The organism is Aeromicrobium chenweiae (genome assembly GCF_003065605.1).
Taxonomy (GTDB): Bacteria; Actinomycetota; Actinomycetes; order Propionibacteriales; family Nocardioidaceae; genus Aeromicrobium; species Aeromicrobium chenweiae.
Genome location: NZ_CP026952.1, coordinates 658002 through 673531, shown reverse-complemented (window position 1 = coordinate 673531; position 15530 = coordinate 658002). Strand labels below are relative to the sequence as shown.

General features: G+C 71.2%; 12 protein-coding genes. 1 reads left to right on the top strand and 11 read right to left on the bottom strand.

Translation table 11 applies throughout. The features are described 5' to 3' along the window. Positions 1 to 77 precede the first annotated feature (77 nt). Positions 78 to 836 carry a sigma-70 family RNA polymerase sigma factor gene (locus tag C3E78_RS03330; RefSeq protein WP_108576977.1) on the bottom strand — a complete coding sequence of 253 codons (759 nt, stop codon included), beginning with the start codon at positions 834 to 836 and terminating at the stop codon, positions 78 to 80. 395 nt (positions 837 to 1231) lie between these two features. Here C3E78_RS03330 and C3E78_RS03325 point away from each other — a divergent pair, with 395 nt between their 5' ends. Then, a complete protein-coding gene (locus tag C3E78_RS03325) occupies positions 1232 to 2530 on the top strand; it encodes a YveK family protein (protein WP_108576976.1) in 1299 nt (432 codons plus the stop codon). Between the two features lie 21 nt (positions 2531 to 2551). On the opposite strand, the gene C3E78_RS03320 is transcribed toward C3E78_RS03325, so the two are convergent. The 10 genes from C3E78_RS03320 to C3E78_RS03275 form a co-directional block, all read right to left on the bottom strand. Next, a complete protein-coding gene (locus tag C3E78_RS03320; protein ID WP_108576975.1) occupies positions 2552 to 4048 on the bottom strand; it encodes a lipopolysaccharide biosynthesis protein in 1497 nt (498 codons plus the stop codon). Next, a complete protein-coding gene (locus C3E78_RS03315; RefSeq protein WP_108576974.1) occupies positions 4041 to 5288 on the bottom strand; it encodes an O-antigen ligase family protein in 1248 nt (415 codons plus the stop codon). The genes C3E78_RS03320 and C3E78_RS03315 overlap by 8 nt, the downstream gene beginning before the upstream one ends. A gap of 38 nt (positions 5289 to 5326) precedes the next feature. Next, the gene (locus tag C3E78_RS03310) at positions 5327 to 6070 is read right to left on the bottom strand and encodes a CDP-alcohol phosphatidyltransferase family protein (protein WP_108576973.1); all 744 of its coding nucleotides are present in this window, start codon (positions 6068 to 6070) and stop codon (positions 5327 to 5329) included. Beyond that, positions 6067 to 9486, bottom strand: a complete 3420-nt coding sequence (locus C3E78_RS03305) for a fibrinogen-like YCDxxxxGGGW domain-containing protein (RefSeq protein WP_108576972.1) — start codon at positions 9484 to 9486, stop codon at positions 6067 to 6069. The genes C3E78_RS03310 and C3E78_RS03305 overlap by 4 nt, the downstream gene beginning before the upstream one ends. A gap of 143 nt (positions 9487 to 9629) precedes the next feature. Further along, positions 9630 to 10037: a DUF779 domain-containing protein gene (locus C3E78_RS03300; RefSeq protein ID WP_108576971.1), complete on the bottom strand. Its 408-nt coding sequence runs from the start codon at positions 10035 to 10037 to the stop codon at positions 9630 to 9632. Further along, complete coding sequence (gene adh / locus C3E78_RS03295) at positions 10037 to 11560, bottom strand: aldehyde dehydrogenase (RefSeq protein WP_108576970.1); 1524 nt, start codon at positions 11558 to 11560, stop codon at positions 10037 to 10039. The genes C3E78_RS03300 and adh overlap by 1 nt, the downstream gene beginning before the upstream one ends. A gap of 85 nt (positions 11561 to 11645) precedes the next feature. Then, the gene (locus C3E78_RS03290; protein ID WP_108576969.1) at positions 11646 to 12932 is read right to left on the bottom strand and encodes a GAF domain-containing protein; all 1287 of its coding nucleotides are present in this window, start codon (positions 12930 to 12932) and stop codon (positions 11646 to 11648) included. Between the two features lie 88 nt (positions 12933 to 13020). After that, a complete protein-coding gene (locus C3E78_RS03285) occupies positions 13021 to 13746 on the bottom strand; it encodes an acyltransferase (protein WP_108576968.1) in 726 nt (241 codons plus the stop codon). 51 nt (positions 13747 to 13797) lie between these two features. Then, positions 13798 to 14613, bottom strand: coding sequence for an ABC transporter permease (locus C3E78_RS03280; protein WP_108576967.1), 816 nt, complete (start codon positions 14611 to 14613; stop codon positions 13798 to 13800). After that, positions 14610 to 15518, bottom strand: coding sequence for an ATP-binding cassette domain-containing protein (locus C3E78_RS03275; RefSeq protein ID WP_108576966.1), 909 nt, complete (start codon positions 15516 to 15518; stop codon positions 14610 to 14612). The genes C3E78_RS03280 and C3E78_RS03275 overlap by 4 nt, the downstream gene beginning before the upstream one ends. Between the last annotated feature and the right edge of the window lie 12 nt (positions 15519 to 15530).

The window sequence follows — 15530 nt, the reverse complement described above, 5'->3', positions numbered from 1 at the left end:
GCGCCGAGCGTCCGCTTCGTGACGTGGTCGGACCGATTTCGTGCCCGCCGACGATCGAGACCGTGGCGCGCCGACGATCACCCGACCTCGCGATTGACCTCCTGCAGGTCCAGGTAGATCGACAGGCACTCCTGGCACGCCGAGAGATGCGCGTGGACCTTCTCCTGCTCGCGCACGGACGCTGTGCGACGGACGAACGCCGAGAGCTTGGCACGCACGTCCCGGCACGTCCGGCTGTCCGGCTCGCTGGGCTTGACGTGCTGCTGCAGGTACGCCTGACGCAGGCCGCTGCGCGCGCGGTAGACGAGCGCGGAGACGCTGTTGGGCGACAGCTCGAGCAGCGGACCGAGCTCCTGCGGCGTGCGCCCCTCGACGTCGAGGTGCCACAGGACCGTCCGCCACCGCGGGGGCAGCGACTCGTACGCCGCGCGGACCGCGGAGCGCTCGAACTCGTCCAGCCGGCCGTGACCGAACGGCACGGGACGGTCGATCCGCTCGACGTCGTCCGTCGGGGTGACCCGTTGGCTCGCCCTCGCCCGCCGCGCCGCCTCGTGCCGGATCGTGGTGAACAGGTACGCCCGGAAGGCCCGGTCGGGCCCCTTGCCGCGCCGCACGAGACTGAGGACCTGGGCGAACGACTCCGCGACGACGTCCTCGGAGTCCTCCTTCTGGCCGAGATGTCGCGCCAGCCGGTGCGCGGCGTAGCTGTAGCGGGTGAACAGCGCCGCGTACGCCTCTGGGTCGCCGTCACGGGCCAGCGCCAGGAGCGCTCCGTCGTCCAGCTCGACGATGGAGAGCTCGGCGCCAGGCGCGTTGACGGGGTCAACGTCCTGCATGATGTATCCCCTGGATTTTTGTCGATCGAACCTTGGTGGAGGTTCCCCCTGATCGGTGACCGTTTGTCACGGCCACAGGCAGCATCGCACGCGACCGGCATCTCGTCCACCGCTATGGCGAAGCCCAGGCCACCCGTTTTGCCCTGTCCTGCATAAAAAAATCAATGGTGCGCGCCGGGGCCGTGCCGCTGCTGCGGTCCGCCTCCCCACCCGTCGACGCGGCCGGTCGGATGGTTTCTCTCGGCCCGCACCACCGACTGATCCCCACTGCGCCGCGTCGGGTGGCTCGGCGCCCACGCAGAAAAAAACTTCGCCGAGCGTCATAGGTGGGCCGCTGTGGGCTCTCTCCTCGTAGAGCCCCACGCAGGGGAACCGTGAACCCCAAGGACGAACAGATGGCCCCCGCCCCGCAACCTGCGCAGCTGACCGATCTCGTCGGTTCGCTCAAGCGTCACTGGCTGGTCGTCGCCGTGATGGCGATCCTCGGCCTGATCCTCGGAGTGCTCGCGTCCTTCGCGATCCCGCCCACGTACGACGCGACGACGACCATCTCGGTCAACCCGATGAATGCGGACCCCCTGAGCTCGGCGGTCGACGCGTCCAAGTCCGTCAGCATGTCCACCGAGGCGGGCATCGTGACGTCGAGCAAGGTGGCCAAGGCCGCCGCGGACACGCTGCGGTCCACCTACGGCCTCAGCACCGAGCAGGTGCGGGACGCCACCTCGACCGACTCGCCCGACGGCTCCCTGATCCTCAGCATCCACTTCTCCGGCGACACCGCGAAGCAGGCCGCGACGGGTGCCGACGCCGTCGCCCAGGCGTACCTGACACTGCGGCGCACCGAGGCCGCCGGCCAGGTCGATCGTCTCGTCACCGCCGCCAACACCCAGCTGGGCAAGATCCGGACCGACTCCGCGACGCCGGCCTACGCGAACGGTCTCGCGCAGCAGTCGCTGCGCATCCAGGCGAACTCGCTGGGCGAGAAGATCGCCCGCCTGAGCTCGTTCGACCTGAACCCGGGACAGATCGTCGGCGCCGCCGACGTCCCGACCAAGCCGTCCACGCCCGGACCGATCCCGCTCGGCGCAGCGGGCCTGTTCCTCGGCCTGCTGATCGGCATCCCGATCGCGCTGCTCCGCAAGGAGGAGGAGGACTCGGAGATCGGGGGCGTCGACGGGCTGCACGCGATCGGCGACCAGATCGTCCTCGACGGCACCAAGGACACCAACCGCGCCGATACCTGGGACATCGCGGCGTTCATGCTGAAGATCCCGACCTCGATCCGGACCGACGGCCCGTTCGTGATCATGGTCGACGCCGAGGAGAGCCCCGGGCGCGCGATCACCCCGGGACAGGAGCTCGTGGACGCACTGGCGCGACGCGGCCGCTCGGCCCGCTTCGTGGACGCCGGAGCGATCAACGAGGGCAAGATCAGCCGCGGCTGGCCGACGGACAAGAAGCGCTCCTCGTGGGCCGGTGAGATCGTCGTGATCGACACGACCCACACGTCCTCGGACGCCAACAAGGTCGCCCTGGCCACCCGGTCGGACTCCGTGCTCCTCGCCCGCTCGACGACCGACGACGCCGCGGCGCTGCGCCGGCTCGCGGGACTGCTCAAGTCCAAGGGCGTCGACATCGCTCTCACCGCACTGTTCCCGGCCAGCCACCACGACGTGGTCGCCGCCGGCCGCTGACCGATCGGCGTGCGGGCGAGCTCAGGACGAGCGGTGGGCCACCAGGTCCACGAGCCCCAGCCGGTGGCGCAGCGGGAAGCTCGCGGCCAGGTGGACGCCGGCGGCCACGGCGATCGTGCCGAGCATGACCGGCACGGATGACCCGAGCAGCAGGCGCGCGGCGAGGCACACCGATCCGACGACGCCGATCGAGAGCGCCGCGGCCACCATCAGCGGACGGCCGTGCGGACGCAGACCCATCAGCTGCTGCACCTGGTAGGCCACCACGGCGGTGTCGACGACGATCGTGACCGCCCAGGCCACGGCAGCGCCCTCGATCCCCCAGATCGGCACCAGGACCAGGTTGAGCACGACGTTGAGGACCAGGGCGCCGGACTTGTCCGCGAGCTGCCACGTGCTGCGTCCGCCCATGAGCAGGATCGTCTGGACGGTGCCCGCGGCGGTCGCCACCGCCATCGCGGCCGCGAGCGTGGCCAGCGACGTCCATCCGGCGTCGAACCCCGGGCCGAAGAGGGTCAGCACCGCGTCACCGAAGACCGCGAGCACGATGAAGAACGGCCACGCGAGCCAGATCATCGCGGCGGTCACCAGGCCGTAGATCTCGCGCGCCTCGCCGGCAGCACCCCGAGCCAGCGCTGCGCTGATCTGCGGGCCGACCGCGATGCGGGCCGCCTGCTGGATGACCTCGCCGGCGCGGGCGCAGCGGGTGACCACCGCGTACACGCCGGCCTCCTCGGGCGAGGTGAGCGCCGCGACGATGACGACGTCGACCCACTCCAGCAGGATCTCGACCGCAGCGGTGATGCCTCGCGTCGCGCTGAACGCCCAGAACTCCGCGGACGCCCGGCGCAGCCGAGCCACGTCGGTGACGCGTCCCGCAACCGGTCCGGAACGACGCCTGATCATCGCCACCGCGACGACGGTCGCCAGGACGAGGACGACGGGGACGGGCGCCATCCACGCGGTGAGCACCGCCGCCACTCCCCCGCCCGCCGAGACCACGACGACCACACCGACGAGGCGCAGCACCGGCAGGGCGATGTTCTGCAGCAGCGGGTACGTCAGCACGTCGCCGAACCCGCGGGAGATCGACAGCATCACCGCGATCAGCGAGGACAGCACGGCCAGCACCGCGGCGCCCACCAGGAACCGGGACGACAGGCCCTCGACGAGGTCCGGGTGCGTCCACACGACTGCTGCCACGACCACGACGACGAGGGCACCGCCGACCAGGACCGGTCGGACCGCCGACCGCACGAGATGGGGGACGTCCGCGAGCCTGCCGGTGGCCCGCGCCGCCGAGACGTAGCGGACCAGGCCGGTGTCCGCGCCGAGCTCGGTGACGTTCGAGACGATCATGAACACCGCGACGACCAGGAAGTAGGTGCCGGCGCCCTCCGTGCCGAGCTGGCGACCCACGACGGCCGCCAGCAGGAGCCCGACGATCGAGCCCGCGGCGCCGCCGACGAGGTTGACCGCACCGGCCCAGGCGATGCCGCGGGTGCGGGTCTCAGCCACCGGGGGCCGAGGTGTCGAGGCCGTACCGTCGGCGCAGCAGCACGCCGGCCACGAGCATCACGGTCAGCAGCTGCATGATGTCCAGCCCGTAGACCACGATGACGACGCTGGCGACCACCAGCACGCTGTGCAGGACCAGGTCGATGTCGCCGGGCGAGCGCCACGTCCGCATCGTCGTTCCCCACAGGAACACCAGGAAGAGCGCCAGCCCGACGAAGCCGAAGCTGAACATCAGCATCCAGACGTAGCCCTGGGTCCCGAGCGAGATGCCGGGCTCGGCCGACGGACGGGGCGCGCCGTACCCCAGCAGCGGCGAGTCCAGGGTCCGGCGGAACGTCTCCTCGTACAGGCTGAACCGGGTGCCGTTGGAGTCGCCGTACTGCTGCCGGGTCTGGATCTGGGTGAGCAGCCCGTTGGCGATGAGCACCACAGCGCCGCCGACGCCGAGCACCGCGATCGTGATGACCGGTGCCGCCCGGTCGCGCAGCGCCATGCGGATGACGACGTAGACGGCCGCGAGGACCAGGCCGGCGAACATGCCACGGTTGGAGGTGCTGAGCGCGGACGGCAGCATCGCACCCATCCCGGCGACGATGCCGATCCGCAGCAGCCTCGAGCGGGTCTGCAGGAAGCACGCGACGGCCACCGGCGTGAGCAGCACGATCGCGACACCCCAGCTGTTGGCGTACGGGAAGGGTGCGGACGGCCGGACGAAGTCGGTCGGCGAGCCGAACGGCGACTGCACCTCGGCGAACGGTGGGAAGAACAGGTCGTGGACGTACTCGTTGCTCGTGAGCGCCGACGGCAGGAGCAGCCCCACCGGCGTGCTGAGACGGGCCGTCGGGAACGCGAGACCGGCGAGACCGCCGAGGACGGTGAAGAACCACACGGCCGTCAGCGCGTTGACGATCCGGCGGCGGCTCAGCCGGCTGCCTGCGGCGATCGTGTAGACGAACGCGGTCCCGACGATCACGAGGATCGACAGCCGGTAGGCGTAGCCGAGCAGGCGCGAGGTGCCCTCGACCATGACCACGCAGGGAATCACCCACGCGACGAACGCCGTGAACGCGTAGACCCCGGGCACGAACCGGGCGGCGGCGAAGTGGGCCAGGTACGACAGCATCACGACCGTCAGCAGGACGCCGGTGATGACGGTCGCCCCGAGCAGCCAGAACACCGGGAACCCCCACAGCAGCGCGAGGACCGGCCAGCCGGGGAGCGCCTCGGCAGTCGTGGCCACGGCGGGAGCGTCCTGCCGGGTGCGGACAGCAGTCACCATCACGACTCCCGGCCGAGCGCTGCGAGCTCACGGTGGCGGCGGACGAACGTCGCGGCGAGCAGCAACGTGTTGAGCGCCGCGAACACGCCGTACGCCCACAGGAACGCCGTGGTCCACGCCCACAGGACCACGACCAGGTTGAGCAGGCCCGTGTCGGCCGGGGCCTGGATCCACACCCCGAACCGGGGCACCGACTCCGGACCCGCGACGGGATCGCGCCGGGCGAGCTGCTCGGCGAGGATCTGGGCGAAGAACCGCACGGTCGACACCAGGGCGAAGACGAGCGGCACGAGGAGCACCGCGTCGGACACGTCGGTGAAGCGGTGGAGGGCGATCAGCACCGCGAGGTGGAACAGCAGGTGACGCGCGGAGTCCACGACGTGGTCGAGCCACTCCCCCGCGGGCGAGCCCGTGCCGCGCAGCCGCGCGAGCTGGCCGTCGGCGGAGTCGAACGCGAAGCCGAGCTGCAGCAGGAGCATCGCGCCGACCGCCATCGGCACGCCGGGCTCCAGCCCGACCAGCAGCCCCGCGCCGGCGAGGAACGCCGCGAAGCTCGCGGCGGTCATGTGGTTCGGCGTGGCCCGGGTCTGCGCTGCGACCGCGGCGATGAGCCGCCCGGCCCGGCGGTTGACGACGCGCATGTACCACGGCACGCCCGCCCCGCTCTTCTGCGCGCGGGCCAGCGCCGCGTACGCCGCGCGCGCCCCACGGTCCACCGACAGCCGGCCGGTCGTCGCGTTCACGAGGCCGCGACGAGCGACAGGTCCATGCTCGTGTTGGGGGTCGCGCGGTAGTTCGAGTGCACCTCGACCGCGATGCTGTTGGTCCCGTTCCTCAGCACGGAGGGCGGGACGTCCACCGTCACCGGCTTGCCGATCGCCGCGGCCGTGGAGAACGCCGTCGAGGCGTACGTGCCCGCGGTGAGGGCGCCCGTCGGCAGGTTCGACCGGGCCACCTCGACGCCGTTGACGTACACCGCGACGCCGTCATCGGCACGGGTGAGGAGCGTCAGCTTCTTGACGGCTGAGGCGGCCGGCACGCTGAACGACCGGCGGTAGTACGACGTCAGGGCGCGGGTGCCGCCGGCCGGGACGTCGATGCTCGTGGCGATCGGTCCGGACGTGCCCCACCCGAGCGGGGCGGCACCGGTCCGCCAGCCACTGGTCGCGGACTCGGACGTCGTCCACGCGGCAGGGACAGCCGACCCGTTGTCGAAGAAGTACGACCAGGTCGAGCCCGCGGCGACGAGAGGCGTGGTGCTCGCCTCCGTCGCGGGGACCTGGTCGCCGTCCTCCGCGACGAGGGACAGGTCCATGCTCGAGGAGGGGGTGGCCTTGTACATCGAGTGCACCTCGACCGCGACCGTGTTGGTGCCGACCCGCAGCGCCGACACCGGGACCGTGAACGTCACCGGGTTCGCGACGGCTGCGGTGGTGCTCGGCGCCGACAGGGCGTACGTGCTGCCCGTGAGCGCGCCGGTCGGGAGGTTCGAGCGGCCCACCTCGACGCCGTTGACGTGGACCGCGACCGCGTCGTCGGCCCGGGTGGTCAGCGTGACGGCGCCGAAGGCGCTGCCCGGCGCGATCGTGAACGCCCTGCGGTAGTAGGAGGTGACCGGTCGGGTCTTGCCTGCCGCGACGTCGACGTTGGTGGTGACCGGCCCGGTGCCCCACCCCAGGGGCGCTGCCCCGGCGGCCCAGGACGAGTCGTCGAACGTCGAGCGGTTCCAGTCCGCCCCCACGGCCGCCGGGTCGACCCGGTAGGACCAGGTGGAGCCCGCCGGCACCAGCGTCGTCGCGCCGGCGGCCGCAGACGGCGACACCACGGCGGTCGAGGCCGAGCGGTTGCCCCAGGCGTCGGCCGCGCGGACGGCGTACCGGTCCGAGTCCGTCGCGCCGGGCACCGTGACGCTCGTGGAGGTGCTGGTCGCCACGACCCGGTCGTTGCGCAGCACCTCGTAGGTGACTCCGGACGACGAGCCGGCGCTCCAGCTGACGGCGGCCGTCCCTCCGTTGAGGGCGACCTTGAGGCCGGCCGGCTTGCCGGGCGCGGCGCTCGGCCGCGGGGCGTACCGGACGAATCCGCCGATCCACTGGTTGCTGCCGTTCTCCTTCACCGACGAGGTGATGGAGCCCCCGGCCCACAGCGTGCCGTCGCTCGCGACCTCGAGCGCCCAGGCGCCCAGCCCGTTGCGGGCGCGCATCTCGGGGGTGAACTCCATCGCGAAGTCGCCGGTCTTCTCGTCCCAGGCGCCGACGTAGTACGTCTTGTCCGCCTGCTTCCAGGTGATGTTGGTCGAGCCCGGGTCCGTGGTGTCGTACGCCGCGGTGTCCGAGTAGTTCCAGTGCTCGCAGTGGCAGCCGCCGAACACCAGCCCGTTGCCCCCGGTGATGGCCTGGAGGTCGCCGCCGGCCTTGGTGATGTGGGTGTTCTCCAGCGCGAACGTCGACGCGTTGTACGCGAACATGCTGTGCTGGGAGCCGCCCAGCCAGACCTTGCTGCCGACCTGCTGGACCGCCTGCTGGTAGCGCGCGGAGCCTCTCGTGCTGAACGTCGGCTGCCAGCTGGCGGCCTGGTTGGCCCCCGCGGCGGTGCTGATCGCCGCGGCCCGGTCGGCCGGCTGTGCACCGTCCTTCATCTGCGTGAAGTAGCCCGAGAAGTACACGGTGGACTTGTCGTCGCTGACGTCGAGGGCGGTGCCGGTGCCGTTGAAGGCCGGGTTCCAGCCGTTGTCGGCGACGCCGGTCGACAGCGCGATGCGGGCGCCGTTCTTGGCGTACCGCTCGCTCGTGCCGGGCTTCGTGAAGTGGGTGAACGCGCCGGTCAGGTACAGGTAGGTGCCGTCGGTGTCGAGCCCCCGCACCGACACCGTGCCGCCCGAGACCCGGTTCTCGAGGTTCGTGGTCCAGCCCGCGTCGAGCGCCCCGGTCGCGGGGTCGAGGACGACGAGGCCCTTGCGGGCCGTGCCGGCAACCTGGGTGAACTCGCCGCCGACCGCGAGCTTTCCGTTCGGCAGCGCGAGCAGCGACTTGACCATGCTGTTCAGCCGCGGCGTGAAGGACCGGATGTAGTCGCCGGTCCTGGCGTCGAAGGCCGCGAGATAGGGCTGGGCGACCCGGTCGCTGCCGGTGGCCGCCGAACCCTTGAGCACCGTCGTGAAGTTGCCGCCGACGTACATCGTGTTGCCGATCTGCGCGAAGGCCTGCACCTCGGTCGCGTTCTCGGTCGTGCCTCCGTTGCCGAGCCCCGTGACTCCCCAGCTGCTGGCGAGCGAGCCGTTCCGGGGCGCCGCGCGGATCGTCTGCGCCGGCGTGCCCGCGGCCGGGATGGACGTGAACGTCAGGTCGCTGCTGCGCAGCTTGGGCCGGATGTAGACCTGGCTGAACGGCGTGCCGTACGCGCCTCCCGACGTCTTGGAGTAGATGTAGCTGTCGGCGGCGGTGGACCCGATGCCGCCCTGCCCGAAGTTGAAGCCGCGCACGTACCCGTTCCGGGCGTTCTCGTGCGTCCACAGCCGCTTGTAGGCCGAGTCCGAGCCGAACTCGAACGTCGTGGTGTTGGTGCCGGTGCTGCCGTCGATGTCGACCGTCGCCAGCGGGAAGCCGGCACCGAGGGCCCAGCTCCACCGGTCGCGGGACCCCGCGCGGTACGTCCACCGGGTCTCCTGCCAGCTGGTGCCCGCCTGGTTGGTCGCCCGGCGGACCCGCACACCGCTGCCGTACGCGGGGTCGTCGACGCGCTTGCCGCCGTGCAGCCCGTTGATGATGACCGAGTCGAGCTGGCGGGGCGCGAACGCCGCCTGCCCGGTGACCGTGCCGGCGACCTCGGCCGGCGTGCCCTTGCCGTTGTAGTTGTAGGTCCAGCTCTCCCGGCCGCGCCCGATCAGCGCCCAGCCGCCGCCGTCGGTGGTCTGGTCGCAGTAGATCTGTGTGGGGACCTGCAGCTGCGGGGTGAGGATCCAGTAGACGCCGTCGGGCGAGGCGCCGTCGAGCTGCTTGACCTCCCAGCACGACGCGGCGGCGGTGGACGGCGACAGCCCGTCGACCACGCCCGCCGCGCTCGCGGGCGCGCTCAGCCCGGCGACGCCGGAGACGACCATGACCGGCAGCAGGGCAGCCAGCAGGGCCGCACGGATGGGGCGGTGGGAGAACGCGCGCACGTGGATCCTCGAGGGTCTCGGAGCCGGACATGACGAGACACCATGTCCTTCTACGAGGGAAGAGTCACCAGGGGCCCGAGCATGACGAGGCTCGGGCCGTCAATTGCCCGGGACCCGGGTCCCGGGGCGTCCGCCGGCGCTGCTCACCGTGCGGGCTCGGCCGCGAGCAGCGCGGTCTCCTCCTCGGTGAAGACCCGCGAGCGGATGATGAACCGGTTGCCGGTGGGGCCCTCGATCGAGAACCCTGCGCCCCGTCCCGGCACGACGTCGATCGTGATGTGCGTGTGCGACCAGTACGCGAACTGCTCCCGCGAGATCCACACGGGTGCGACCTCGGGCGCCCCGTACTCCAGGTCCCCGAGGTGGACGTCCTGGTGACCGGTGAGGAAGGTGCCCTCGGTGAAGCACATCGGGGCGGAGCCGTCACAGCACCCGCCGGACTGGTGGAACATCAACGGCTTGTCGTACGAGGCCCGAAGGCCGCGGAGGAGCTCCGCGGCCTTCGGGGTCAGCGCAACCCTGGGAACTGCGACCGACGGTCCGGCATCCATCAGAAGAAGCCCAGCTTGTTCTCGTCGTACGAGACCAGCAGGTTCTTGGTCTGCTGGTAGTGATCGAGCATCATCTTGTGGTTCTCGCGCCCGATCCCGGACGACTTGTAGCCGCCGAACGCCGCGTGGGCCGGGTACTGGTGGTAGCAGTTCGTCCACACCCGACCGGCCTGGATGTCGCGCCCGGCCTTGTACGCGGTGTTGCCGTCGCGCGACCAGACGCCCGCACCGAGGCCGTAGAGGGTGTCGTTGGCGATGTCGATCGCCTCGGCGTAGTCCTCGAACCCGGTGACCGACACGACGGGACCGAAGATCTCCTCCTGGAACACGCGCATCTTGTTGTTGCCCTGGAAGATCGTCGGCGCGACGTAGTAGCCGCCCGACAGGTCGCCGCCGAGATCGACCCGCTCGCCGCCGGTGATGATGCGGGCGCCCTCCTGCACGCCGATGTCGAAGTAGGACAGGATCTTCTCGAGCTGGTCGTTGCTGGCCTGTGCGCCCAGCATCGTGTCCGTGTCGAGCGGGTTGCCCTGCTTGATGGCCTTGACCCGTTCGGTCGCAGCGGGCAGGAACTGCTCGAGGATCGAGTTCTGGATCAGGCCGCGGCTCGGGCACGTGCACACCTCGCCCTGGTTGAGCGCGAACATCGCGAAGCCCTCGAGCGCCTTGTCGTAGAACGCGTCGTCCTTGCTCGCGACGTCCTCGAAGAAGATGTTCGGGCTCTTGCCACCGAGCTCCAGCGTCGCCGGGATGAGGTTCTGGCTCGCGTACTGGGCGATGAGCCGACCGGTCGTCGTCTCGCCGGTGAACGCGATCTTGCGGATCCGCGAGCTGGACGCGAGCGGAGCACCCGCCTCGACGCCGAACCCGTTGACGATGTTGACCACGCCGGGCGGCAGCAGGTCACCGATCAGCTCGATCAGCAGCATGATCGACGCCGGGGTCTGCTCGGCGGGCTTCAGCACGACGGCATTGCCCGCGGCCAGCGCCGGCGCGAGCTTCCACGTGGCCATGAGGAGCGGGAAGTTCCACGGGATGATCTGGCCGACCACGCCGAGCGGCTCGTGGAAGTGGTACGCGACGGTCTGCTCGTCGAGCTGGGACAGCGCACCCTCCTGCGCACGGATCGCGCCGGCGAAGTAGCGGAAGTGGTCGACCACGAGGGGCAGGTCGGCCGCCATCGTCTCGCGGACGGGCTTGCCGTTGTCCCACGTCTCGCCGACGGCCAGCATCTCCAGGTTCTGCTCGATGCGGTCGGCGATCTGGTTGAGGATCGTGGAGCGTTCGGTCACCGACGTCTTGCCCCAGGCGGGGGCGGCGGCATGGGCCGCGTCGAGTGCCGCCTCGATGTCCTCGGCGGTGCCTCGGGCGATCTCGGTGAAGACCTTGCCGGTCACCGGTGACACGTTCTCGAAGTACTGGCCCTTGACCGGTGCGACGTACTCGCCGCCGATCCAGTGGTCGTAGCGGGACTTGTAGGAGACGATGCTTCCCTCGGCTCCTGGCTGTGCGTACACGCTCATGCGAACTCCTTGCGTCGGGGATGGTGTGACCGTAGTCACATCCGCGTTGCACGGGCGTTGCAGCGCACCCGCCGCCGAGGTCCGCTCAGCCGAGCTCGTCGTCGAGCATCGCGACGTGCGCGGCGACCTGCGCACCACGCGGCGACGAGGGCGGCAGGATCGACAGCACCCGCTGCCAGATCTCGTAGTCGTCCCGGCCGTGGCCGGTGTCGGCGAACGACAACAACGCGTCCGCGTCGTCGGAGGCCAGCAGGCACGACCGCACGTGCATGTGGAGCTCGTCGCGCAGCCGCTCGACCCCCGGTGCGGTGGACGCCGGGAGGACCGGCCCGCGATAGCGGGCGACGGCCCTGCGCAGCCGGCCCGCGGCGAGGTCGTCCCTGACCCGCGCGGCGTCGGTGTCGATCCCGCCCTCGACGCGGTAGGGCCTGGACTGCAGGCCGATGGGTCCGAGCACCCCGCGCAGGCGCGACAGCTCGGCCCGGACGGTGACCTGCGCCTGGTCGTCGTCGCTGAGGGCGATGCCCAGCTCGGCGGTCGTCATCCCGTCACCGGACTCGGCGAGCAGCAGGATGATCTCGCTGTGCCGCAGGCTGAGGCGCGTCGTCGTCGCACCGTGGTGCAGCGTCGCGCCGTGGACGCCGAGCACGTCGAGGGCGGGCGTCGACCACGCGCTGGTGGCGACGGTCGTGCGCCGCGGCGGGTTCAGCCGCTCGATCCGCAGCTCGGCCTCGACCGCGGCGACCGTCGCGCGGACGAGCGACAGGCTCTGCGGGGACGCGACCTCGTCGCCACCGGTGAGGTCGAGGACGCCGAGCACCGCGCCCGTGTCGGGGTCGTGGATGGGCGCGGCCGAGCAGCTCCACGGCGTGACCTGGCGGGCGAGGTGCTCGGGACCGAAGATCTGCACCGGCCGGTCCAGGGCCAGGGCGGTGCCGGGCGCGTTGGTGCCCACGCTCGCCTCGCTCCAGTCCGCGCCGGGCAGGAAGTGCATGCCCTCGGCCCTGGCCCGCAACGACGCGTCCCCCTCGACCCACAGGAGCTGGCCGGCGGCGTCGCTCACCGCCACGAGCAGGCCCGCGTCCGCGGCGCTGTCGACGAGGAGGCGGCGGATCACGGGCATCCCGGTCGCGAGCGGGTGGGACTCACGGATGTCGACGAGTGCCTCGTCGTCGAGGCGGATCGCGGCGGTCACCTGCTCGGGATCGAGCCCGCTGTCGATGCTGCGGCGCCACGAGTCGAGCACCAGCCTCCGGAGCGCCGGGTCCCCGCGGCCGGACGCGACGAACGTGTCGTGCACCGCGTGGAGGTACCTCGACAGGATCGCCGGGTCTGCGCCCGGCGGGACCGCGAGGTCGTAGGACCGACCCATTCCCAGAGTCTACGTGCCCTGGTGACGCCCGTCACTCCGGATTTCCAGGGTTTTTCGCCCCTCGGCGCGGTCGTCCCCCGGCGTCCGCTCACGGCACGTCGTCGAGGCTCCACGTCACGTCCTCGCGGACGATGCGCGCCGGGGAACCGGCAGCGACGGTGTGCGGCGGCACCTTCTGGCCGCGCACCATGCTGCGCATCCCGACCACCGCACCCTCGCCGATCTCGACATGGCCCGTGACGACCGCGTCCCGGCACAGCCAGACGTGGGGCCCCAGGCGGATGTGCGCACCGTACGGGTTGATCCGCTCACCGGTCCGGCGGTCCTCCAGCCGGTGCATGTCGTCGGTCGCGATGTAGACGTCCGCCGCCCACAGCTGATCGGGCTCCGCGACGACGCTGCCGCCGTTGCGGGCGTCCACGATCGCGCTGCGTGTGGCGACCAGCGGGCCGTGGAGGACGATCTGGGAGTCCGCACCGCAGTACAGCTCGCCGGCGGTCAGCGCGCACCCGCGGCCGATGAACACCGTGGCGCCGTCGCCCCCGACCAGCAACGAGGTGAGCCACTCCAGGTGCGAGCCGACGGCGACCAGCACGTCGCGCACCGGGAAGAGCTGCAGCGAGGCCAGCACGTGGTCGGGCAGCGCGGCTCCGTCGGCCAGGTAGAGGGCGTTGCCGCAGTCGTGCCACCAGTCCGGCAGGGCATCGGTGACGAGGTGCCAGGTCGTCTCGTCGAGCGAGGTCGCGGCGGCCCCGGCAGCGCGCAGCCGGTCGCGGTGCTCGGCGGTCAGCGCTGGGCGCGGGGTCGGATCCACCGCGACATCATCCCGTCCCCGGAGCTGCGCCAGGACGCCGGGGCGGGCGGCTCAGGCGTCGCGGCGCAGGAACAGCGCGTACCCGATGCCGAGGAGCGCCGCCACGAAGACCCCCAGGACGATGCCGCCGCCGACCGCGCCGAACGGCTTGTAGCCCAGGAACTCCAGCAGGTCCGCGAGGGATGCGCGGGTGTAGAGCTTGCCGCCGGCGTCGTACGGGAGGAACTTCAGGATGTTCATCACCCCTCCCTCCGAGGTGGGGTCGTCCGAGGCGGCCTTGATCGCGACCACGATGGCCCGGATGATCGACTCGAGCACCGAGGGCACCAGGAGCAGCAGCGCGACCGCGGCCGTCTGGTTGCGCGTGATCGTCGCGTACGCCATGCCCGACAGCGAGAACAGGGCGGTGAAGACGGCCGTGCCGGCCGCCATGCCGAGCAGTCCGCGGGCCGTCGGCAGGTCCAGGCCGTACGCCACGATGCACAGCAGGGCGATGAGCACGCACAGCAGGGCCGCGAGCGCCGAGATGACGACCGTCGTGACGATCTTGGCGACGAACACGTGCGTGCGGTTGGGGATCGCGGTGAGCGTCGCGCGGATCATGCCGTGGCGGTACTCGTGGCCCATCGAGAAGACGCCGAGCAGGCCGATGATGTAGGCGATGAACAGCGGGGCGACGCCGCTCGAGGCCCCGATCGTGGAGATCACGTCGAAGGTGTTGTCGCCGACGAAGGCGTCCGACGTCGAGATGACGGTCGCGAGGACGATCGACATCACGAGCTGGAACGCCATCGCGATCGCGATCAGCCAGTACGTGGAGCGGATCGTGCGCAGCCGGAGGTACTCGTAGCGCAGGGCGTCGATCATGACGCTCCTCCCCGGAACTCCTCGGACAGGCCGGTCGCCTCGAGGAAGGCCTCCTCCAGCGTCGCCTGCCGGGTCACGAGCTGGTGCACCCGGGCACCGGCCGCATGCGCCTCGTCGCCCACCTGCTCGGCGCTGACACCGCGGACCACGAGCGTCCCGTCCGAGGTCGTGACCTCGGCGCCGAGGGCCGCGAGGCGCGGCTGCAGCAGCGCCCCGTCGGGCGTGCGCACCTCGACCGACCCGAGACCGCTGTGCTGGATGAAGTCCTGGACCGGGCCGTTCGCGAGCATCGTGCCGCGCCCGATCACGACGAGCTCGTCGGCGAGGACGCTCATCTCCTGCAGCAGGTGGCTCGAGACGAACACCGACCTGCCCTCCTTGGCGAGATGTTGGAGCAGGCTGCGCAGCCACTGGATGCCTTGCGGGTCGAGACCGTTGCTCGGCTCGTCGAGGATCAGGGTGTGCGGATCACCCAGGAGGGCGCAGGCGATGCCGAGGCGCTGACCCATCCCGAGGCTGAACTTCCCGGGCCTGCCCCGGGCGACGGACTCGAGGCCGACCAGGGCGAGCACCTCGTCGACCCGGCGGTCCCCGATGCCGTTGGAGACCGCGAGCATCCGCAGGTGGTTGCGCGCCCGACGGGTCGGGTGGAACGGCTTGGCCTCCAGCAGCGCTCCGACGTGCCGCATGGGGTGGTCGAGCTGCTGGAAGGGCACGCCGTCGAAGGTCGTGGTCCCCTCGCCGCGATCCAGCCCCAGCATGAGGCGCATCGTCGTGGACTTCCCGGAGCCGTTCGGACCGAGGAACCCGGTGACGCTCCCGGGCCGAACCGTGAAGGACAGATCGTTGACGGCGCGGGTGGTTCCGTACGCCTTGCCGAGGGAATGTGCCTCGATGAGTGCCATGCCACCAGCCTG